Here is a 21,091-nt window from a genome sequence, read left to right on the forward strand (position 1 = left end):
TTTCGGGAGACGGAGGCTGCAAGATGATCACGAACCAAGAAGCGAACGATCAGGCGGCTGCCATTGCGGAGCGGATTGCCGCGGCGGTCGTTGGAAAATCCGATGTCGTGGAGCATCTGCTGATCGCCCTTCTCGCGTCCGGCCACGTCATTTTGGAGGATGCGCCGGGGACCGGCAAGACGCTGCTCGCCAAGTCGATGTCGAAGACGCTGGATTGCGAGTTCAAGAGAGTTCAATTCACCGCGGATCTGCTTCCCTCCGACATTACGGGCATCAACTTTTATAACCAGCGGTCCGGCCGCTTTGAGCTCCGCAAAGGTCCGGTATTCACGAATATTCTGCTTGCCGACGAATTGAACCGCGCCACTCCGCGCACGCAATCGAGCCTGCTCGAGTGCATGGAAGAGCGCCAAGTGACGATCGACGGGGATACGTACCCGCTGGAGGCGCCTTTTCTCGTTATTGCCACCCAGAACCCGATCGAGAACCAGGGGACGTTTCCGCTGCCCGAGGCGCAGCTCGACCGGTTCATGATGCGCATCTCCGTCGGCTATCCGACGGCGGAGGAGGAGAAGGAAATCTTGCGGCGCTACTCCGTCCGCGATCCGCTTCCCGATCTGAAGCCGGTCGTCGACAAGCCCCGCCTGTTTCAATTGCAAAGCCTTGTGCCCAAGGTTCGGATCGGCGACGAGCTGCTCGATTATCTGCTTGCGATCGTGGCGGCGACTCGCCGGCACGAAGAGCTGGCCAGCGGCGCCAGCCCTCGCGGAAGCCTTCATTGGGCGAAGGCGGCGCAAGCGCGCGCCCTGCTTCGCGGGCGCGATTATGTGGTGCCCGACGATCTCAAATCGCTTGCCGGTCCGGTGCTGGAGCATCGGCTTGTGCCCAGGGACGGCTTCGGCTTCGGGCGCGAACAGACCCGCCGGCTGCTGGACGACATCGTCGCGAGCGTCCCCGTCCCTTCCGAACCGGGACTGGAGCGGGGATTCAGCCGATGACGATCGTCTGGCTGCTTGCCGTGTTCGGAGGCATTTACCTTTTGCAGCACGGGCTGTACCGGATTTGGGGCAAGCGCGGCATCGCGTATGAGCGTTCCTTCAGCAAACCGTACGTCTATGCGGGCCAGACCGTTGTCATGACCGAGGAGATCGTCAACCGCAAGCTGCTCCCCATACCCTGGCTGCGGGTGGAGACGGTGATGCCGTCCATGCTCCGGTTTCCGAACCGGAGCGCGGAAACGGCGATCAGCTCGGGCCAACTGCTGCAGCACCACGCCAGCCTGTTCAGTCTGCCGCCGTTTACGAGGGTGGTGCGCAGGCACGAGGTGCTATGCGTCCGCAGAGGCATCTACCGCGTGCCGAGCCTGGCTTGCACGTTCGGAGATCTGTTCGGTACGGCATTCGGCGCGATGGATTTGAAAACGAACTGTTCTATCGTGGTGTATCCCCGCGTGAAGGACGCTGCGGAGCTGCCGCTGCCGGCCCGCAGGTTCATGCAGAGCGCGCTTGGCATGCCCGAACTGTTTCTGGAGAATCATCACCATGTAGCCGGCGTCCGCGCATACCGGAGCGGAGACTCGCTGCGCCAAGTGAACTGGAACGCGACGGCGAAGACCGGCCAGCTTCTGGTCAACAAGCGCGAGACGATGCTGGATAACGAAGCGACCGTTATTCTGAACGCCGAGCTGATGGATGACGCCACAAACCGGCGCATGCCGCCGGAGGCGTTCGAGGAGGCGCTCAGCTATGCCGCTTCCGTCATCCGCCATATCCAGAACAGCGGGGGGAAGGCCGGGCTCGTGTATAACGGAAAAAGCGCCGACGAGCATCAGGCTCCGCTGCGCGTGCCGCCGCAGGCGGGAAGCGGACAGTTGCTCCGGATTTTACGCTTGATGGCCGGCTTTGAACCCGTCGTCCGGCGCGAGCTTTCGCACGTGCTCGAAGAACTGCTCGCTTCCGGTTTGCGGCGCGCGAACGTGCTGCTCATCTCGGCGTTTTTGACGCCCTCTCAGGAGCGCATGATCGAACGGCTGCGCCGGGCGGGCAACCGCGTCGAGACGCTGGTGCTGTACCGGGAACGGAGGGCGGGAGCATGAGCGAAAACGCGGCCGGAGACTTGAATGAAAGCCCGGACGGAATCGGACAAGGGGCGATGGAAAGAAAAGAAAAACGTAGGGTTTCGCTGCTCGGCGCCGCCGCGCAGACGTGGGTGTGGCTGCCGGTGACGATCGCGCTTGCGGAGACGGCCGGAACCGGACCGCTGCCGCATCGCCTCGCCGTGGCGGCAGGCGCCTTGCTGCTGGCCGCCGTGCTGGCGGTCGTGCGTTTTTTGCCGCCATGGGCGGTTTATTTCGGGTTATTCGGCGCGGTGATCGCCGTGCTGGCGGGAGCCGTTCTTTACGCGAACGCCGCTTTGCTTCCGCCGGCTCTGTTCATCGGCGTCATCGCCTGGCAGCACAGACGGCCGCCGGGATGGCTCGCCATCGGCGGGACCGGGGTGGCCGTGAACGCCGTCGCGCTGATCGCGGCCAAGTGGACGGCGGAGCTTGAACCGTATCGTCTGTTTTTTACGTTATCGGGCATCTTCTGGTTCGTCGTGCTGATTGCCGCAGGGCACAGCAGGCAGCTTGAGGCGGCGGGGCTGCAGCAGCACATCGTCACCCGCGCGGTAGCGGCCGCCAACCGCAACTATTTGGCCGGCCTGATCGCAGCCGTTCTGGTTGTCTTTTTGCTGACGAGCGGGCTATCGTTATGGCACGAGATCGTCCGTTACCTGAACCGGCTTATTCCCGAGCCCGGCGGCTCCACGCCGCCGGAGGCGGCGCAGCCGGCCATGCCGCCGCTGCCGGAGGGCCTGTTCCCCGAGGAAGGGTCCGCTTCCCCCGAATGGTGGCATAAGCTGCTCGATATCGTCTCTTATGCCGTCGCCGGAGCGGCGGGAGCCTTTCTTCTATGGCTGCTGCTGCGTCACTTTTTTCTTAACCGCAGCTGGTATCGAGCGGCGCTGGGGCGGCTGAAAGCGCTGCTGGCCCGGTTGTTTGCCCGCCGGGAGCAGCCGCCTGCGGAAGGGTACAGCGAGGAGCGGGAAAGCCTCCTCGATATCCGCAAGGCGTTCCGGGAGCTGCGTCTGGCCGGCCGCGGGAATCGGGGCGGCAAAAGGCTGAGCCGTACGGAATGGGAGAAGCTTGCCGCGGCGGATCGAGCCAGGCGGCTCTACGAAGATGCCGTCCTCTCCGGAATCCGGGCCGGCTACCGCCACCGCGCCTCCTATACGCCTGCGGAAACGCTGGACCACTTATCCGCCTGGCTCGAGGCTTCCTCTTTGGAAGCTCCGGACGCAGGCGGGCGCGGGCTGCGCGATTGGCTGAGGGGGAGCAAACGGCGCCTTCTTGCGGCGTACGAGCTGGTTCGTTACGGCGGCCGGGAGCCTTCCGCGGAGGAACTGCGAGCCATCGGCGGCGATTATCCGTGGGAGCGGAACCGGCAGCGGAACGGCGCGCAAAAATAACTCCCATCCTCCATTGAACCCCAGACGGGACAATAGCTTGCGAATGCTTTTCGTTCGCAGGCTTGTTTTCGGCTTCAAAAAAAGTTGCATTAGGTAAAAATAATTGTATAATATTAAAAAAGAAGCGTTAATAAAAATATTAGTCGTACAGGAAACTTATTTAGTGAAGGACAATATTATGAATCGTACAGGGGAGTGGAGAAGGATGAAGCGAAGACTCAGCGCTTCCGTCAAGCGGTTAATCTTGCTGGTTGTGTTTCTGACGATGGTCCTGCCCGTGATGGCGGCTTGCGGCAGCGGGGAGACAAGCGAAGGAGCGGGTAAAGGAGAGGGCAAAGGACGGCTTCGGGTGACGGCGACGACCGGCATGATCGCCGATGCGGCGAAAGAGGTCGGGGGCGACTATGTCGAGGTTGTCGGCCTCATGGGTCCGGGCGTCGATCCGCACTTGTACAAAGCGTCGCAAGGCGATATCGCCAAGCTGGAGCAGGCCGACGTTATCTTTTACAACGGGCTGCATCTGGAAGGCAAGATGACGGACATTCTCGTGCAGATGGCCAAAAGCCGCACCGTCGTGCCGGTGACGGAGAACATTCCCGAAGACCGTCTCCGCATTCTCGACCAGGAAACCGAAGACCCGCACGTCTGGTTCGACGTCAGGCTCTGGATGATGGCCGTGGAGAAGATCCGCGATACGCTGATCGAGGCCGATGGCGAGCACAAGGCGGCATATGAGCAAAACGCAGCCGCCTATCTGAAGGAGCTTGAAGAACTCGACGCATACGTGAAGGAGCAAATCGCTTCGATTCCGGAAAAAAGCCGGGTTCTCGTGACGGCGCACGATGCGTTCGGCTACTTCGGCGACGCCTACGGCATGGAGGTCGTCGGTCTGCAGGGCATCAGCACGGCATCGGAATACGGCTCCAAAGACGTGACGGCGCTGCGGGACCTGATCGTCGAACGCGGCATCAAGGCGGTGTTTGTCGAATCGAGCGTTTCGTCCCGGTCGATCGAAGCGGTGATCGAAGGCGCGCGGCAAAAAGGGCATGAGGTCGTCATCGGCGGGGAGCTGTTCTCCGACGCGATGGGGGCCGAAGGCACGCCGGAAGGAACGTACGTCGGCATGGTTCGCCACAATGCGGAGACGATCGCGAACGCGTTGAAATAATGGATGGGGAGGTTGGATCGATGACGAACCGAAATCGGAACGTTCCGCCGCTTGCGGTCTCCGGGCTGACGGTGGCCTACCGGAAAAAGCCGGTGCTGCGGGATGTGACCTTCGAGATCGACGAGCGGCAGCTGGTCGGCATCATCGGCCCGAACGGCGCAGGCAAGTCTACGCTGATCAAGGCGATTCTGGGGCTTCAGCCCGCATTGTCCGGAGAGGCGCTTATTTACGGCAAGCCCTATAAGGTAAACCGGAAGCTGGTCGGCTATGTGCCGCAGCGCGAATCGGTCGATTGGGATTTTCCGACGAGCGCGCTGGATGTGGTCATGATGGGCCGATACGGACATTTGGGACTGTTCCGCCGCCCCGGCGCCAGAGAGCGGGAACTGGCCATGGATTGCCTCGATAAGGTCGGCATGGCCGACTTCGCCCACAGGCAGATCAGCCAGCTGTCCGGCGGCCAGCAGCAGCGGGTGTTTCTCGCCCGGGCGCTCGCCCAGGACGCGACGCTGTATTTTATGGACGAACCGTTTGCGGGCGTGGACGCGGCCACGGAGAAAGCCATTGTGACGCTGCTGAACGAATTGAAGCGAAACGGCAAAACGGTGCTCGTCGTTCATCACGATCTGGCGACGGTGGCGGACTACTTCGATTCCGTATTGCTGCTGAACGGCGAAGTAATCGCCTGCGGGCCGACCGAGACGACCTTCACGCCTGAGCGGCTGCAGCAGGCTTACGGCGGCAAGCTGGCTTTCGTCGCCCGCTCGGAGCGGGAGCCGGCCGGCGCCGCCGGAAACGGGAGGTGAGCGGCATGCTGAACCTGCTGACGGATCCGAACCTGAGATGGATTCTGCTGGGCAGCATGCTGCTCGGCCTGAGCGGCGGCGTCATCGGGACGTTCTCGTATTTGCGGAAGCAAAGCCTGATCGGCGACACGCTGGCGCATGCGGCGCTTCCCGGCATCTGCATCGCGTTCATGCTGACCGGCGTCAAATCGGTCGGACTGTTTCTGGTCGGGGCGCTGCTCGCCGGGGCGGCGGCTACGTTAAGCGTCACGCTGATCACGCGGTATTCGCGAATCAAGCCCGACGCGGCCATGGGCATTGTGCTGTCGCTGTTTTTTGCGGTCGGGATCGTGCTGCTGACCCGGATTCAACATTCTTCGTACGGCAACCAAAGCGGACTCGACAAATTCCTGTTCGGCCAGGCGGCTTCGATGACATCTTCGGACCTGTATACGCTGGGCGGAGTCGCGCTCCTGCTCGTCATCGCTTGCGGGCTGCTGTACAAGGAGTTTAAATTGCTGTGCTTCGACCCCGGCTACGGCCGCGGGCTCGGATTTCCGATGGGCCTTCTGGAGCAGCTGCTTCTCGGACTGACGACCGTCGCCGTCGTGGTCGGCATTCAGGCGGTGGGCGTGGTGCTGGTCGCGGCCCTTCTGATCACGCCGGCCGTTTCCGCCCGCTACTGGACGGACCGCCTCGGCGTCATGACCGTGCTTGCCGGCCTGTTCGGCGCGCTCAGCGGCGCCGCGGGGGCCTGGATCAGCTCCGGCGTCAGCCAGCTTCCGACCGGGCCGATCAGCGTGCTGGCGGCAACCGCCTGCTTTGTCGCGTCCGTGCTGTTCGGACCGCGGCGGGGCCTTGCGGCGAAGCTGCTCGGCCGCAGGTCGGCAAGGCGCAGATGGCTGGCGGAAAGCGCGGGCGTCGCCGCCCGGGCGAACATCCAGGCCGCCATGCAAGCAACCGCTCAAGCGGCCGTTCTGACGGACGGTCAAGCCAACGTGCATGACAACGCCCATCCTAACGTCCATTCCGCGGCTCACGCCAACGAAAGGGGGGCTTCGGTATGAGCGGCTTCTGGATTATGCTGACCGGAGCGCTCGTCGCAACCTGCTGCGCCGTTCTCGGATGCTTCCTCGTCCTCCGGCGCATGGCGCTTGTCGGTGACGCCATCAGCCACGCCGTTTTGCCCGGCATCGCCATCGCTTTTCTGGTCAGCGGTTCCCGCGGCTCCTTTTTCATGCTTCTCGGGGCGGCGCTGGTCGGCTTCGTCGCCGTGTTTCTCATCCAGCTGTTTCAGTCGGGCGGCGTGCAGAGCGACGCCTCGATCGGGGTTGTGTTTACCGCGCTTTTCGCCGTCGGCGTCGTGCTGATCAGCCTGAACGCGCGGAACATCGATTTGGATCTGGACTGCGTCCTGTTCGGGGAAATCGCCTACGTCCAATGGAATACGCTTGAGTTCGGCGCCCTGTCGCTGGGGCCGAAAGCGGTCTGGCTGCTTGGGCTGACGCTGCTTGTCATCGCGGCCGTCGTTTCCCTGTTTTACAAGCAGTTCAAGCTGTGCGCGTTCGATCCCGCGCTGGCGGCTGCGCTGGGCATTCCGGTCGCCGTCTTCCATTATCTGCTGATGGGGCTCGTGTCGATGGCGACCGTCAGTTCGTTCGAAAGCGTCGGCGCCGTTCTCGTCGTCGGCTTGCTCGTCATTCCGCCGGCCGCCGCCTATTTGCTGACGGACCGTCTCGGCACGATGATCGGCCTGGCGGTCGTCATCGGCATCGTCAGCTCGGTCGCCGGCTATGGGGCCGCCGTCTGGCTCGACGCTTCCATCGCCGGCTGCATGGTGTGCGCGGCGGGCGTGCAGTTTGCGCTCGCGTTTCTGTTTTCGCCGTCGCACGGCCTGGTCACCCGCCGCCGCCGGCTTCGCGCCGCCGCGCTTGGAGGACGGGCGGGTTAAATGGCTGGTTTACCATGGAAAGGGCGCCCTGGGCAAGGGCGCCCTTTCCGTTTGCCGGGACCGGAGTCCGCGCATTCAAATTCGGCTCCGCCTCGCCTTCCGGACAGAAAAATGTGGTAAGATAGAATGGAAGTCCGATCGGCCTGGCCGATTTGCTCCCGCAACGCTGTCAGGAACGGGATTGCCTGCGGAATTCCCGCGGCGACATCCGGGTGATCTTCTTGAACGTTTTGCCGAAATGCGAGAAATTGTCGAAGCCGACGGACGAGGCGATTTCGGCGATCGTCGCGTCGCTGTCCCGCAGCAGGCGCTGCGCTTCTTTGACGCGGGTGAGAATCAGGTAGTCGGAGAAGGTGAAGCCGGTCACTTCTTTGAACATGCGGCTCAGGTAATACGGGCTGATGAAGAAGCGTTCGGCAATCCCGCCCAGCTTGATCGGCTCGTGATAGTGCTCGTTCAGGTAGCGCACGACTTCGGAAATTTTGGCGTGCAGCGGCGTGGCGTCGAGGATCGGAGCCGGTTCGTTGTTTTGCAGGTAGCGGGCGGTCGCAAGCAGCAGGTCGACGATCGCGGCGGCAGGCACCAGCTCGAAGCCCGGAGGCTTGTGGCGGATTTCGGTTACCATCCGGCGGATGATCGAAGCGACGGTCTTCTGCTCGGCGAGCGGCAGCCGGATGACGTGGCTTTTTTGCTCGAACGGGCTGAGCAGCAGTTTCGCGTGGGGGCCGCCCCTTTCGCGAATGAAAGCATCGCCGAAATGGATGACGACTCGCTCGTGGCCGGGTTCGCCCGTTTGCAGCGTTTTGTGCAGCTCGTTTTTGGCGATGAAGACAAGGTCGCCCTGCTCTACCGTATACGTGCGGTCCTTGACGAAGTAAATCCGCTTGCCCGACAGCAGGTAATAGATTTCATAGTAGGCATGGAAATGGTCGTTTTGCATCGTATAAGGCCCGCTGCGTTTTACATATTCCACGAAGTGGTCGGTTTCGGAGCCGTAATGGCACGTTTCCAATTCGGCGGGAGACGGCAATGGGCAGTTCTCCTTTCGTAAGCGCTTCTTTATGGCAAGATATGCGGGGTTGTTGTGAAAAAAGGCATGATTTGAGCAGAATTATAGCATTTCATTGCGTTAGAATAAAAGCAAATCCCGCGTAACGAGAGGAGAACGACGCATGTCTGCTGACAAAAAGAAATACGTGCTCGTCGGAACGGGCGGAAGAGCCGAATTTTTTTACGGAGCGATTGCGAGCGATTTCAGGGAAACGTCGGAATTGCTTGCGTTTTGCGACATCAACCAGACGCGCATGAACTATGCCAACAAGCTGCTGGTGGAAAAATACGGCTATTCCGCCGTCCGCACGTACCGGTCCGACGAATTCGACCGCATGATCGAGACGGAGAAGCCGGATGCGGTCATTGTCACGAGCGTGGACCGCACGCACCATACGTATATCATCCGGGCGATGGAGCTGGGCTGCGACGTCATTACGGAGAAGCCGATGACCGTGGACGAGAAGAAATGCCAGGAGATTCTCGACGCCGTCGAGCGGACCGGCCGCAACGTCCGCGTCACGTTCAATTACCGCTATGCGCCGCACCATACGAAAGTCCGGGAGCTGATCGAATCCGGCGTCATCGGCAAGGTCAATGCCGTGCATTTCGAGTGGCTGCTCAACACGCAGCACGGCGCGGATTATTTCCGCCGGTGGCACCGTGACAAGCGAAACAGCGGCGGCCTGCTCGTGCATAAGTCGACGCACCACTTCGACCTGGTCAACTTCTGGATCGGCTCGCAGCCGGAGACGGTGTTCGCGTTCGGCGACCTGCTGTTCTACGGACGCGAAAACGCCGAGCAGCGCGGCGTTACGAAATTCTACGACCGCGCCACCGGCAACCCGAACGCCGAAGGCGATCCGTTCGCGCTTCATCTGGACCGCAACGAGCATTTGAAAGCGATGTACCTGGACGCGGAGCACGAGGACGGCTACCGCCGCGACCAAAGCGTGTTCGGCGACGGCATCAGCATCGAGGACACGATGGGCGTGATCGTCCGCTACCGGAACCAGGCGATTTTGACGTATTCGCTCACCGCCTATGCGCCTTGGGAGGGCTATCGGATCGCGTTTACGGGAACCAAGGGACGCCTGGAGCTGGAAGTGGTCGAAAAGTCGTACGTCAATTCCGGCGGGGAAAAGGCGGACGAAGGCGCGCTGAAAGGCATCCGCTTTACCGTGCTTCCCATGTTCGGGGCTCCGTATACCGTCGAATTCGAAGAAGGCCAGGGAGGCCACGGCGGCGGCGACCCGGTGCTGCTGAACGATCTGTTCGGCGTGCCGGTGCCCGATCCGTTCCATCGCGCGGCGAACCATATCGACGGCGCAAAATCGATTTTGACGGGCATTGCGGCCAACCGTTCCATCCGCACCGGACTGCCGGTGAAGATCGACGATTTGGTGAAGTTCCGCAGCTGAGAGCCGGTGCGGCGGGCGCAGCGGCGTCCGCTTCGTCCGCCCGCGGCGGCGACCCGCCGGTCTCCGGGAGCAGGGGCAGTATAAATACACGCCCGACGGGGCGCGAAGGAGACGATGCCGATGAAACCGTTTTTGGATGATAACTTTCTGCTGTCGAACGAAACGGCGGTCAAGCTGTATCACGACTATGCGGCAAAAATGCCGATCATCGATTACCACTGCCATCTAAGCCCTAAGGAAATATACGAGAATCAGACGTACGGCAATTTGACCCAGGTCTGGCTGTACGGGGACCATTACAAATGGCGGGCCATGCGCACGAACGGGGTGGAGGAGCGCTTCGTGACGGGCGGAGAGGGCGTCTCCGACTACGACCGCTTCCTGGCGTACGCGAAGTCGCTGCCGGCCGCCGTCGGCAATCCGCTGTACCATTGGTCTCATCTGGAGCTGCGCCGCTACTTCGGCATTGAGGAGATCATCAACGAGAAAAATGCGCCCGTCATCTGGGAGAAGGCAAACGCCCAATTGGCCCAGGGCGGATTTTCCGCCCGCGACCTGATCGTGAAGTCGGGTGTCGAAGTCGTCTGCACGACCGACGATCCGGTCGATTCGCTCGAATACCATCGGCTCATTCGGGACCTTCCCGACTTCAAGGTGAAGGTGCTGCCGTCGTTCCGGCCGGACAAGGCGCTCGAAATCCGCCGCGCCACCTTCCTGCCCTGGCTGGCTCAACTGGAACAGGCGGCCGGCACGAAGGTGGGCGATTACGACGCGCTGCTGTCGGCGCTGTCCGAGCGCATCCGGTTTTTCCACGAGACGGGTTGCCGGGTGTCCGACCATGCGCTTGACGTGATGGGCTATGCCGAAGCGACCAGGGACGAAGCGGCCGCCGTCTTTGCCAAAGCGCTGTCCGGCGAACCGATCAGCGATGAGGAAGAGCGGAAGTACAAAACGTTCACGCTGCTGTTCCTGGGCCGGAAGTATGCCGAGCTCGGCTGGGCGATGCAGTTTCATATGCATGCGCACCGCAACAACAACAGCCGCATGTTCGCCAAGCTCGGACCGGATACCGGCTTCGATTCGATTTACGACGGTCCGGTCGCCCATGCGCTTGTCCGTCTGCTCGATGCGCTGGAGCAAGATGACGTGCTGCCGCGCACCATCGTGTACTCGCTCAATCCGAACGATCTTTACACGCTCGGAACGGCGATCGGCAGCTTCCAGGGCGGCGGCATTCCGGGCAAAATCCAGCTTGGCTCGGCATGGTGGTTCAACGACACGAAGGACGGCATGATCGACCAGCTTAAGGCGCTGGCGAATACCGGGCTTCTCGGCCGGTTCGTCGGCATGCTGACGGATTCGCGCAGCTTCTTGTCGTATACGCGCCACGAGTATTTCCGCCGGATTTTGTGCAATCTGCTCGGCGAGTGGGCCGAGAACGGAGAAGTCCCCCTGGACTTCGACCTGCTTGGAGGCATGGTGCAGGATATCAGCTACCGCAACGCGAAGGAATATTTCCGCTTCGGTTAAGCCGATTGCCGCTTTTTCCGACGAAAGACCGCTTCGAACCGGACTGTCCCGCAAGGACGGCCGGCGCGGAGCGGTCTTTTTTACCGGCTCCGGCCTGCTCGCACGCGCCCTTCCGGGAAGAACCCCCGTCGCAGGTCCGGGTTCAAAATCCGACGTTCGTACATGGCGGAACGGCCGGTCGTTTTGCTATCCTAAAGCCACGGATACAAAACAAATGAACCTCCAACCCCGCTTTTTACAGCGGTTATTGAAGGTTCATTTGATCCTGGGGCTGCCATGCAGGGAATATCTTTTGAAGACAGCCCCCATGATGGTTAGCGGCTGACGCCTTAGCCGACGGCCACTTCCTCGTACGTCGCGTCGTCCAGGACGCGGCGTGCGCCGAGGTAACGTTTTGCATAATAGCTTTCACTGAGGTCGGAAATGGTGACCCCTTTGGACGTGGAGGCATGAGCAAACTTGTTGTCCCCTACATACACGCCCACGTGCGAGACGCCTTTGCCGTCCGTGTTGAAAAACACGAGGTCGCCGGCGCGCAGAGCGCTTTGCTTCCCGACTTCTTTTCCAAGCTTGAACTGCTCTTTCGACGAATGAGGAAGTTTGACGCCAAATTTCGCGAATACATAGGACGTAAAGCCCGAGCAATCGAATCCGTCCGTCGTCGTTCCTCCATAGTTGTAGTCGATGCCGATCAGCCTGGAGACCGTGTTGTCCAGCTTGGAATCCGCAAATACGCTTCCGGCTTGGAACACGAGCAAGCAAGCAAAGGCCAGCAAACTTACGGACAACTTACGCAAAACAGATGACTCCTTCCAATGCCTACGAGGTTAGCTGTAGGGTTCGGTTGAAGGTTCCCTATGATCCCTGCAAGCGATGCGAGATCAATTCACCCGGAAAATTGGTTCCCCCGTTCCTAGGTACTAAAGGATTCGGCAGTTTTCGCACCTGGGATTTAATAATTCGTGTTTTGGGTCTCTTTTCCTGCTCTCAATTGATTAGAATTCGTTAATATAAAGATGAGAAAACGTTAATCTACTCGAAAAAACCGGAACAAATAGGAAAAGAGTAGAGGACGGGCTTGTTTTTTGGACAACTTCCGGCACTTTTCGGCCCGCAAAACCCCTCCCCAAGAATCGCGTTATTCCCGAAAAGAACATGACTTCCGTGCGGAGCTTCAGCACGGCCGTCATTGCGGGACGGAACGAAAGCGGCATCATACTTGGAAAAAGTTCGCAATCTAGATCAAAAAGTGCGGCTATATAGCAACCGCGGCGTATGCGTCTAAATTCTCATCTCGGCTAACGCGACTATATAACAGTTCGGCTTTGCGTCTATATTTGCGTCTAGATTAGAAAAATCCAACGCGATTCGCCGTTTAGGTGCCGGAAGCCGGTCTATGTTGGATATATCCAGTCTTTTGGTCCGCAGAAGCCGAATAAGCAGGGCTTTCGGGTCATAACATTGGAGAAACTCCAACATACGTTCCGGAAAATGAGCGAAAGGAGCCGGCCTCCTGCACAAAATCCAATATTGCTGCACGGCAGTCATAGAAAAAAGCTGCCCGCGCCATCTTACATGGCATGCGGGACAGCTTTTTTCGCGAACGTTCCTGGTCTTCCGCGCCGGTCGGCAGGCGGCTTTTTATCCTTTAGCTTCGTCCGCTTTCCACAACGCAAACTGGGATGCCGCAGTCCATACGCTCATCATGGTCCGTACGAATTGAAACGCCTGGTGAACCGCAATGGAGACGAATCCGGTCCAGATCATCGTCGCGCTTGTCACGGCCAGCGAAGCGGCGGCCGCGATGCCCAGCATCAGCAGGGTGACGGCGGCAAGCGGCAACACGTTCGCGCAGGCGCGAAGCAGCCCTTTGACGATGCCGTCCCGGGATACGGCGCCGAATTGCATGAACCGGAACAGCAGACGGAGCAGAAACATCCAGGCGGCCCATGCGCCGGCGTAAGGAAGAAGTTCGAGGACCCAAGCCTGGACGGAAAACTGCGCGAAAAAGCGCGCTTTGGCAAACGGCACCAGCCAGACGGCCGGCAGCAGAGCCAGCACGTTCTCCGTCAGGTACAGCAGGACGACCGGCTTCCAGCAGCGGCGGATGCCGCTCAGCACCCGCGTTCCGCTCTCCTCGCCGGCATGGTGGAAGGAATAGTACAGGCCGGCGTTCAGAAGCGGCGTCAGGATCATGCGAAGGAAAAACATTCCGGCCAGCAGGATCAGCGTTTCGTTTACGAGGTCGGTCTTGAGCAGCCGGAATTGCGCTTCGATCAGGAACATGCGGACCGCATTCGCGTTCGGGTGCGCGTCGGGATAGCGGGCGAGCACCGGGGCGGCGACGGAATCGATAAAACGGTACAGGAAGAAGCCCCACAACAAACGGTACAGAAAAAGGACGACCAGCACATATTTGTGTCGGGAGGTTAACCCCCATCCCTTGCGGATCCATGTGCGCACCGCTGTTCACCTCACCAGGCCAGAATGCCGAGCAATCCGTCCACCGCCTTGGATAAGCCGATATTCCAGCGGGTGCGTACGGGTTCGGATACTTCGGTTTTCAAATAGTTGTTGTAGCGGAAGTTATCGAGCACGACGGCCATTTCGGGATCGATCGCCACGTACTGGAGCGGGGACGAATGCGTCAGTTTGAACTGCACATGGTATTGGGAACCGTCCCAGGTTTTCAGCAGCTTTTGGCCGTCCGCGAACTGGAACCAGACCGTCACCGGCTCCGGGCTGCCGCCGCCGCGCCGGAGCAGCACGCGCGACTCGTAGCCGCCTTCGCCGGTTTGGCGCGTATCGATCGATTCGACCGAGAAATCCGCCATTTGGCCGTGCAGGACGTAGGCTTGAAAGAAGTCGGTCCATTTCTTTTTGGTCGTGCTTTCGACGACCTTTTGAAAATCGGAGGAGGACGGATGCTTGAACCGGTAGGTCTGGAAATACGTCCGCATAATTTTGTTCATCGTTTTCTCGCCCACCTGCTGTTCGATCGCCTTCAGCACCAGCTTGCCGCGCATGTACACGTTTTCCGCGTAACTGTCCGAGCTGTCGTACAGCCAGGCATTCATTTTCAACGGCTCGGGATGGGTTAAATAACTCGCTTCGACCGCGCTGTTGGGCACAACGTCGTAAATCGCCGCCATCAGCTTATCCTCCGTATAGGAGGTGAACCCTTCGTCCAGCCATGCCTCCTCGAATTCGTTGGAGGCGACGATGCCGTACCAATATTGATGGGCGATTTCATGGACGACCGTTCTCTCCAGCTCGAACCCGGGATTGTCGTTTTTGGCGGCCGCTCCCGTGACGAGCGTCGGGTATTCCATGCCGCCCGCGCCGCTTGCGTCGGCGGGAGGAATGACGACGGACAGGGTGGAGTAAGGATAATTCCCGTACCACTTGCCCAGAAGCGCCAGCGCCGACTTGGCGGCGTGCATGTACCGCTCCTGAAGCTTGGCGTGCAGCGGGTCGATGTACAGCTTGATGCGGACGCCCGGCACGCCTTCGGAAGAGAAAGACTCCTCCTCGTAGCGGAATGACGGGGATGCCGCCCAGCCGAAGTCGTGCACGTCGTCGGCATAGAACTGGTAGATTTTTCGGCCGTTCTTGACGGCGGGCTGCTGGGTTTGGAAGCCGGTCGCGGCCACCTTGTACGACTCCGGCACGTCGATCTTGACGTTGTAGAGGCCGAAGTCCGCGTAAAATTCCGAATTGCCGTGGTATTGATGCGCGTTCCAGCCTTCCGACGTCCGGCCGCGCGTTCCGGCCGTCTCGTAGACGGCGGCCTTGGGAAACCACTGTCCGGCCATGACAAAGTTTCCGGCGGTCCCCATGCGGGCAAACACCTGCGGGAGCTTGACGGTGAAGCTCATCCGGAGCGTGACGGTCTGGCCGGGACCGACCGGCTCCGGCAGCCGGAAGGAAGCCAGCGTCCGGTCGTCCGGGTTGCCGTCGTCCGGCTGGACGTAATGCAGGCGGGGCAGCAGCGTTTCGCCTTCTTCGGTGGCAAGCGAAGTCAACGTCATGGACCCGTAGCTGCCGGCTTTCATTTTGTCCCCCCGAAGCTGCCCTCCAGATTCCTTCAGGAACGTGCTTCCCGGGGAGAAGGCGTTCGGGTACAGATGAAGGTAAAACTCCTGGACGGGCTTGCGGCCGGGGTTTTTCCAGGTTAAGGTTTGCTGGCCCGTCAGCGTGTCGCCATCCTCCAGTTTGACGCTGATGTGATATTCCGCCACCCGGTTGCTCAGGACGGCAGGCTTGGGCGCGATCGGAACGTCGGCGCCGGGTTCGGCGGCGGCGGGCGCCGGCTCCTGCTGCGGCTGCGCGGAGGCCGGCAGGGCGTATTGGTTCACCCAAGCCTCGGCGAATCCGAACGGAATGGAGAAGACGAGCAATGCGGCGGCGGCGGCCGGAACGAGGAAGCGCGTAAAGCGGCGTTGGGGCATACGGATTACCCTCCCGTTGACAAGCTTTCTACGGGATATATATGCCGGTTGTCCATGGAATATATCTGGATGCGGACAGCGGCCGGGTCATCGCTTTTCTCGGGCAAATTCGCTACAATGTGGTTAGTTCGTATTGGATGGAGGCGTGAACGATGGAGCAAAATCAACCGCAGCAATCCGCGCCGGAGAAGAAAAAGCTGGCGCTGAATATTATCAGCAACAGCAAGCAGCATAAAGGTTTCGGGGCCGGGAGCATCGATTTGAGCCAAGTGTCCCCGGTCATTATCGATCAGGGAGAAGCGTACATCGATATGGGGGCCATGCACGCCAAGAGCAAGGTCGAGAAGGGGATCAAATTTTCCCCGGACAAGGAGACCGTGCCGAACGGACGCAAGGTATGGATCGTTTGGGTGGCGGTCGACCACGACCAGGAAGGCGGCTATTATGCGGGGATGGCGTCCTGCGAGATGCTTGTCGATACGGAGGCGCGGCGGGGATGGAAGATTCTGGCCGACCATGTCAACCGGATGGATGCGGCGTTAAAACGGAAATACCTGCTCGACAACCTCGGGCCGGAAGAAAAAGCGCTGCTGCGCGGCCTGCTGCAGGAGCACAATGCGGACTGGTGGAATCATTCTCCCCAGGAACTGAAGGATATGCTGGCTTATTAAAAAGGCTGAGCGGGCCGGATCGGTCGGCCTGTTCGCGCAAAACGGCCAGGCGGGAAGCCATGATCCCGCCTGGCCGTTTTGCATCTCCCGGCCGCGGCCGGGACGGGCGAGCCAACTTACCCGCCCCACCAGCGCCGCAGCCGGCTCCACCACGACGCGCCGCCTTGCCCGCCGCCGGAGGCGTCCGGCCGATCCGGCTGCTCCCGAACGGTGCAAGCCTGCGTCGGTTCGGTTCCCGCAAGGAAGGTCTCCCGCACCTTGTCCCGCTCGTCGGCCGGACAGCCGGGTCCCGCCAGCAGCCCGCTCGCCGGATCGATCTCGACGCTGACCACGCCCTCGGGCATCTCGAACGGACGGGGAGGAACGGAGGCGAGCGCGGCTTCGGTAAATTCCGCGAAAATCGGCGCCGCCCGGTGCGTTTCGCTGGATGCAATGGCCCGGCCCCGGTCATAGCCCACCCAGACCGCCGTGGCCAGCTCCGGCGTGTAGCCGACGAACCAGGCGTCGGAAGCGGTGGTGCCCGATTTGCCGGCGACAGGCCGCTTGAGCATGCGGGCGACCCGATGGCCGGTGCCGCCCGTATCGAAAACGCTGCGCAGCAGGTCCGTCACCACGTAAGCGAGCGCCGGATCCACCGCTTGCTCCTTTCGGGGCCGCGCTTCATACAGCACGCGCCCGTTCCGGTCGGCGATGCGGAGGATGGCGGCCGGTTCCGTCCGGATGCCGCCGGCCGCGAACACCGCGTAGGCGGAAGCCATCTCGAAAGGGCTTACGGGGAACGTTCCCAACGCCAGCGAAGGCACCGGCGCCAGATGCGCGGTCAGCCCGAGGCGCCTCGCCATGCCGATCACCTTTTCCGGCCCGACCTGCATGATGGTGTTCACCGCATAGATGTTGTCGGACGTGCGGATCGCCTGGCGCAGTCCGATGTCGGCATGAACGTACCGGTCGTTAAAATTGCTCGGGCGGTATATCTTCCGGTCGTTGTCGTAATAAAAGATCGTCGGCTCGCTGCGGAAGCGGGTCGCCGGCGTAATGACGCGCTGGTCGAGCGCAGCCGCGTACAGAATCGCCTTGAACGCCGAGCCCGGCTGCCTGGTCGTGGCGAACACGCGGTTGAACTGGTTCTCGGCGTAATTGCGGCCTCCGACCATCGCTTTGATATGGCCGGTGGCGGGGTCGATCGCCACAAGGGCGGCCTGCAGCTCGCTGTTCTTCGGCAGCTTGGCGGCGACCGCTTCTTCGGCCGCTTGTTGCATCCGGCTGTCGAGCGTCGTCGTGATCGTCAGCCCGCCCTCGCTCAGCAGCGATTCCTCCTCGCCGAGCAGCTCGGCCGCAAGCTTGCGCACGTAGTCGACGAAATAGGGGGCGACGACGCCCTGGTTTTTCGGCAGCGGCTGCACCGGGACGTAGGCTTTGGCGGCCTGTTCCGCCTGTCTGGCCGTAATGATTCCCGTCTCCTTCATCGCCTCCAGCACCGTCCGCTGCCGGGCCTTCGCCTGCTCCGGATGCAGGTGCGGCGAATAATAGCGCGGCCCCTTCGGGATGCCGGCCAGCATGGCGCTTTCGGCCAGCGTCAGCTCCTTGGCCGGCTTGTTGAAATAAAGCCGGGAAGCCGCTTCCGCCCCGTAAGCGCCGTGGCCGTAGTAAATCTGATTCAAATACATCTCGAGAATTTCGTCTTTGGAGAACGTTTGTTCCAGCTTGGCCGCGTACCACGCTTCCTTCAGCTTACGGGTCCACGTGCGCTCGTGGGACAAGTATAGATTGCGGGCCAACTGCTGGGTCAGCGTGCTCGCTCCCTGCTCTTTGGACAGATGCCGCACGTCGACCCAGGCGGCCCGGACCAGCCCGCGCAAATCGAGGCCGGCATGCTCGTAGAACCTGCGGTCCTCTGCGGCGATCGTCGCCCGCACGAGCCAGGGGGAGATGTCCTTGAGCGAAACCGTGCGCCGGTTGACGCCGCCTTGCAGCGAAGCGAGCACGCGCCCTTCCGCGTCCGTGATCTGCGTCGACTGCGGGAAGGAAGCGGCGGGAAGCGAACCGTAGCGGACGGAGACGGCCAGGGCGCCGAACAGCAGGGCTGAAACGGACAAGAGGAGAAGCGCGAGCAGATGGCGTTTGCGCAGGCGGCCGGAACGTCTGCCGGTTTTCGCCCGGGCCGCGGTTTTCCTGTCATGGACGGAATGGTCTTGATGCGCGCCGCGTTCGATCGATAATCCCTCCTTCCCGGATGCCTGCCCTTGATCGGGAGTCAACTTTTCCCACTTAGTATGGAGTAAGAGAGGCCGGGATATTCGGAAGAGAGGCAGCCGGAATTTGTGCGCGAACTTGGTTGCATTTTGCGGGCGATACCCTATAATACATCTTGGTTGGTCAAGCAGCCCGGCGCGGGAGGCGGACAAGGAAGCTTCCGTCCGGCTGTACGGCAAACGTCAATTGCGTCCAAATTCCCCTGGAAAGAAGGGTTCTACTCATGTCTACAACGGAATTGTGGTTTACGGAGAAACAAACGGAGAACTTCGGCATTACGGCCAAAATCAAGCGCACGTACGTGCATGAGCAAACGGATTTTCAGGAACTGGTCATGGTGGAAACCGAGGAATGGGGCAACATGTTGCTGCTCGACGGGATGGTCATGACGACGGTCCGCGATGAATTCGTTTACCACGAGATGGCGGCGCATCCGGCCCTGTTTACGCATCCGAACCCGGAAAACGTGCTTGTCGTCGGCGGCGGAGACGGCGGCGTCATCCGCGAAGTGCTGAAGCATCCGAAAGTGAAAAAAGCGGTGCTCGTCGATATCGACGGCAAGGTCATCGAATATTCCAAAAAATATTTGCCGACGATCGCCGGCAAGCTCGACGATCCGCGCGTCGAAGTGCTGGTCAACGACGGCTTCAAGCATATTCACGACCATAAGAACGAGTACGACGTCATTATCGCGGACACGACGGAGCCGGTCGGCCCTGCGGTGCATCTGTTTACGCGGGGCTTCTATCAGGGGATTTACGAATCGCTGCGCGAGGACGGCCTGTTCGTCGCGCAGACGGACAACCCGTGGTTCAAGGCCGATCTGATCCGCAGCGTCAACCGCGACGTGAAGGAAGTGTTCCCGATCGTGCGCGTGTACGGCTGCAACATCCCGACGTATCCGAGCGGCTTGTGGACGTTCACGATGGGCAGCAAAACGTACGATCCGCTGAACGTCAAGATTGAGGACATTCCCGAAATCGACACCAAATACTACACGCCCCGCCTGCACCATGCGGCGTTCGTGCTGCCGAAATTCGTGGAAGACCTGACCAAATAACAGGGCTTATCGCTCAAAAGGAGACCGCATCGCACATGAAATTGGACCAAAAGTATTCCGGCAACGTCTTCATTCTCAGCTCTGACGATTATGCGTCTTCCAAAGCGGTTATTTACGGCATGCCGATGGATTTTACCGTCTCGTTCCGTCCCGGATCGCGCTTCGGTCCCGGCCGGATCCGGGAAGCGTCGGTCGGCCTGGAGGAATACAGCCCCTACCTGGACCGGAGCCTGGAGGAGCTGGCGTATTTCGATGCCGGGGATCTGCTGCTGCCGTTCGGCAACGCGGCCCGGAGCCTGGACATCATCGGCGATTACGTGCGGGGCGTGCTGGCCGACGGCAAGTTTCCGCTCGGGCTAGGCGGCGAGCATCTCGTCACCTGGCCGGTGCTGCAGGAAGTTTATAAGAAATATCCGGATCTGGCGGTCATCCATATCGATGCCCACGCCGATCTGCGCGAAAGCTACGAGGGGGAACCGCTCTCCCACTCCACGCCGATCCGCAAGGCGGCCGAGCTGATGGGCGGGCGCAACATCTATCAGTTCGGCATCCGTTCGGGCAGCCGCGAAGAGTGGGCTTACGCCCGCGAAAACATCAACTTCCACCCGTTCGAAGTGGCGGCTCCCCTGCGCGAGGTTTTGCCCTCTCTGGCCGGGCGCCCGGTTTACGTCACGATCGATATCGACGTGCTCGATCCTTCGGCCGCTCCGGGCACCGGCACGGCCGAAGCGGGCGGCATCACCTCGAAGGAGCTGCTGGAAGCGGTGCATCTGATCGCCCGTTCCGGCGCGAACGTGGTCGGGGCCGACGTGGTCGAAGTGGCGCCGATTTACGATCCGACCGAGCAGACGCCGATCGTGGCGTCGAAGCTGGTCCGCGAAATGCTGCTCGGCTTTGTGAAATGACCGAATAGGAAAATACGCCTCCGCGAAGGCTATCCCGAAAGTCTTGAAGCTTTAGAAGTCCGGTGAATTAAGTCAGTTTTAGCCGTCTAACTGACATGAAAAATGAGGAAACAAACATAGCCACCACTGATATGAGCAGGTTTGACACCGCCTCCGTCATCACGGATTTCGGTTTGTGGCATGCCAAAGCACCGGTTTGAGGTCGTTTTTTCTTAAACCGGCATAGTCTTTTCAGATTTTGAATGGTTGCCGTCAGTAGCGTCTGTTCCTGCATGCAGTCCAGCCCACGGCTCCGTGCGCGACCCAGACCATGTGCGACTTTGCCTTCGGCAAACAGAT

General features: G+C 60.7%; 17 protein-coding genes, 1 pseudogene and 1 riboswitch. Of the genes and pseudogenes, 12 read left to right on the forward strand and 6 right to left on the reverse strand.

What is annotated here, in order from left to right; all coding sequences use genetic code 11:
* The first annotated feature begins 23 nt into the window (after positions 1–23).
* The 7 genes from F560_RS0112180 to F560_RS0112210 all read left to right on the forward strand — a co-directional run bounded on the left by F560_RS0112180 (position 24) and on the right by F560_RS0112210 (position 7,411).
* Entirely contained in the window at positions 24–998 is a 975-nt protein-coding gene (locus tag F560_RS0112180) for an AAA family ATPase (RefSeq protein ID WP_019006013.1), read from the forward strand.
* Complete coding sequence (locus F560_RS0112185) at positions 995–2,095, forward strand: DUF58 domain-containing protein (RefSeq protein WP_019006014.1); 1,101 nt, start codon at positions 995–997, stop codon at positions 2,093–2,095. Before F560_RS0112180 ends, F560_RS0112185 begins: the two co-directional genes overlap by 4 nt.
* The gene (locus F560_RS0112190; protein ID WP_019006015.1) at positions 2,092–3,507 is read left to right on the forward strand and encodes a DUF4129 domain-containing protein; all 1,416 of its coding nucleotides are present in this window, start codon (positions 2,092–2,094) and stop codon (positions 3,505–3,507) included. The genes F560_RS0112185 and F560_RS0112190 overlap by 4 nt, the downstream gene beginning before the upstream one ends.
* A 205-nt stretch (positions 3,508–3,712) precedes the next feature.
* Complete coding sequence (locus F560_RS0112195) at positions 3,713–4,675, forward strand: metal ABC transporter solute-binding protein, Zn/Mn family (protein WP_019006016.1); 963 nt, start codon at positions 3,713–3,715, stop codon at positions 4,673–4,675.
* A gap of 20 nt (positions 4,676–4,695) precedes the next feature.
* Positions 4,696–5,481: a metal ABC transporter ATP-binding protein gene (locus F560_RS0112200; protein WP_019006017.1), complete on the forward strand. Its 786-nt coding sequence runs from the start codon at positions 4,696–4,698 to the stop codon at positions 5,479–5,481.
* 5 nt (positions 5,482–5,486) lie between these two features.
* Positions 5,487–6,527, forward strand: coding sequence for a metal ABC transporter permease (locus tag F560_RS23155; RefSeq protein WP_019006018.1), 1,041 nt, complete (start codon positions 5,487–5,489; stop codon positions 6,525–6,527).
* A complete protein-coding gene (locus F560_RS0112210; protein WP_019006019.1) occupies positions 6,524–7,411 on the forward strand; it encodes a metal ABC transporter permease in 888 nt (295 codons plus the stop codon). Before F560_RS23155 ends, F560_RS0112210 begins: the two co-directional genes overlap by 4 nt.
* Before the next feature lie 169 nt (positions 7,412–7,580).
* Here the strand turns inward: F560_RS0112210 and F560_RS0112215 are convergent, their stop codons facing one another.
* Positions 7,581–8,441 (reverse strand): helix-turn-helix domain-containing protein, encoded by an 861-nt coding sequence (locus F560_RS0112215; RefSeq protein ID WP_019006020.1) that lies wholly within the window; start codon positions 8,439–8,441, stop codon positions 7,581–7,583.
* Between the two features lie 142 nt (positions 8,442–8,583).
* Here F560_RS0112215 and F560_RS0112220 point away from each other — a divergent pair, with 142 nt between their 5' ends.
* Together F560_RS0112220 and uxaC are read left to right on the forward strand one after the other, a co-directional pair.
* Entirely contained in the window at positions 8,584–9,882 is a 1,299-nt protein-coding gene (locus F560_RS0112220) for a Gfo/Idh/MocA family protein (RefSeq protein WP_019006021.1), read from the forward strand.
* A gap of 120 nt (positions 9,883–10,002) precedes the next feature.
* On the forward strand, positions 10,003–11,412 hold the full coding sequence (uxaC, locus tag F560_RS0112225) for a glucuronate isomerase (protein ID WP_019006022.1): 1,410 nt from the start codon (positions 10,003–10,005) through the stop codon (positions 11,410–11,412).
* Between the two features lie 329 nt (positions 11,413–11,741).
* On the opposite strand, the gene F560_RS0112230 is transcribed toward uxaC, so the two are convergent.
* The 3 genes from F560_RS0112230 to F560_RS0112245 form a co-directional block, all read right to left on the reverse strand.
* A complete protein-coding gene (locus F560_RS0112230; RefSeq protein ID WP_019006023.1) occupies positions 11,742–12,209 on the reverse strand; it encodes a C40 family peptidase in 468 nt (155 codons plus the stop codon).
* A gap of 4 nt (positions 12,210–12,213) precedes the next feature.
* Positions 12,214–12,357: riboswitch (cyclic di-AMP (ydaO/yuaA leader) on the reverse strand.
* Between the two features lie 696 nt (positions 12,358–13,053).
* Positions 13,054–13,875: a hypothetical protein gene (locus F560_RS0112240; RefSeq protein WP_026298243.1), complete on the reverse strand. Its 822-nt coding sequence runs from the start codon at positions 13,873–13,875 to the stop codon at positions 13,054–13,056.
* A gap of 11 nt (positions 13,876–13,886) precedes the next feature.
* Positions 13,887–15,863 (reverse strand): M1 family metallopeptidase, encoded by a 1,977-nt coding sequence (locus tag F560_RS0112245; protein WP_019006026.1) that lies wholly within the window; start codon positions 15,861–15,863, stop codon positions 13,887–13,889.
* 152 nt (positions 15,864–16,015) lie between these two features.
* On the opposite strand from F560_RS0112245, the gene F560_RS0112250 reads away from it, so the two are divergent.
* On the forward strand, positions 16,016–16,534 hold the full coding sequence (locus tag F560_RS0112250) for a YwhD family protein (RefSeq protein ID WP_019006027.1): 519 nt from the start codon (positions 16,016–16,018) through the stop codon (positions 16,532–16,534).
* Between the two features lie 116 nt (positions 16,535–16,650).
* On the opposite strand, the gene F560_RS0112255 is transcribed toward F560_RS0112250, so the two are convergent.
* A complete protein-coding gene (locus F560_RS0112255) occupies positions 16,651–18,792 on the reverse strand; it encodes a transglycosylase domain-containing protein (protein WP_019006028.1) in 2,142 nt (713 codons plus the stop codon).
* Between the two features lie 218 nt (positions 18,793–19,010).
* Here F560_RS0112255 and speE point away from each other — a divergent pair, with 218 nt between their 5' ends.
* Both speE and speB read left to right on the forward strand, forming a co-directional pair.
* Positions 19,011–19,847 (forward strand): polyamine aminopropyltransferase, encoded by an 837-nt coding sequence (gene speE / locus F560_RS0112260; RefSeq protein ID WP_019006029.1) that lies wholly within the window; start codon positions 19,011–19,013, stop codon positions 19,845–19,847.
* Between the two features lie 35 nt (positions 19,848–19,882).
* Positions 19,883–20,752, forward strand: a complete 870-nt coding sequence (speB, locus tag F560_RS0112265; RefSeq protein WP_019006030.1) for an agmatinase — start codon at positions 19,883–19,885, stop codon at positions 20,750–20,752.
* Positions 20,753–20,819: 67 nt separating this feature from the next.
* On the opposite strand, the pseudogene F560_RS25040 reads toward speB, so the two are convergent.
* A pseudogene (locus tag F560_RS25040) lies at positions 20,820–21,091 on the reverse strand (IS5/IS1182 family transposase); the annotation flags it as partial.

The sequence above is a fragment of the Cohnella laeviribosi DSM 21336 genome, from assembly GCF_000378425.1.
GTDB classification, from domain to species: domain Bacteria; phylum Bacillota; class Bacilli; order Paenibacillales; family Paenibacillaceae; genus Cohnella; species Cohnella laeviribosi.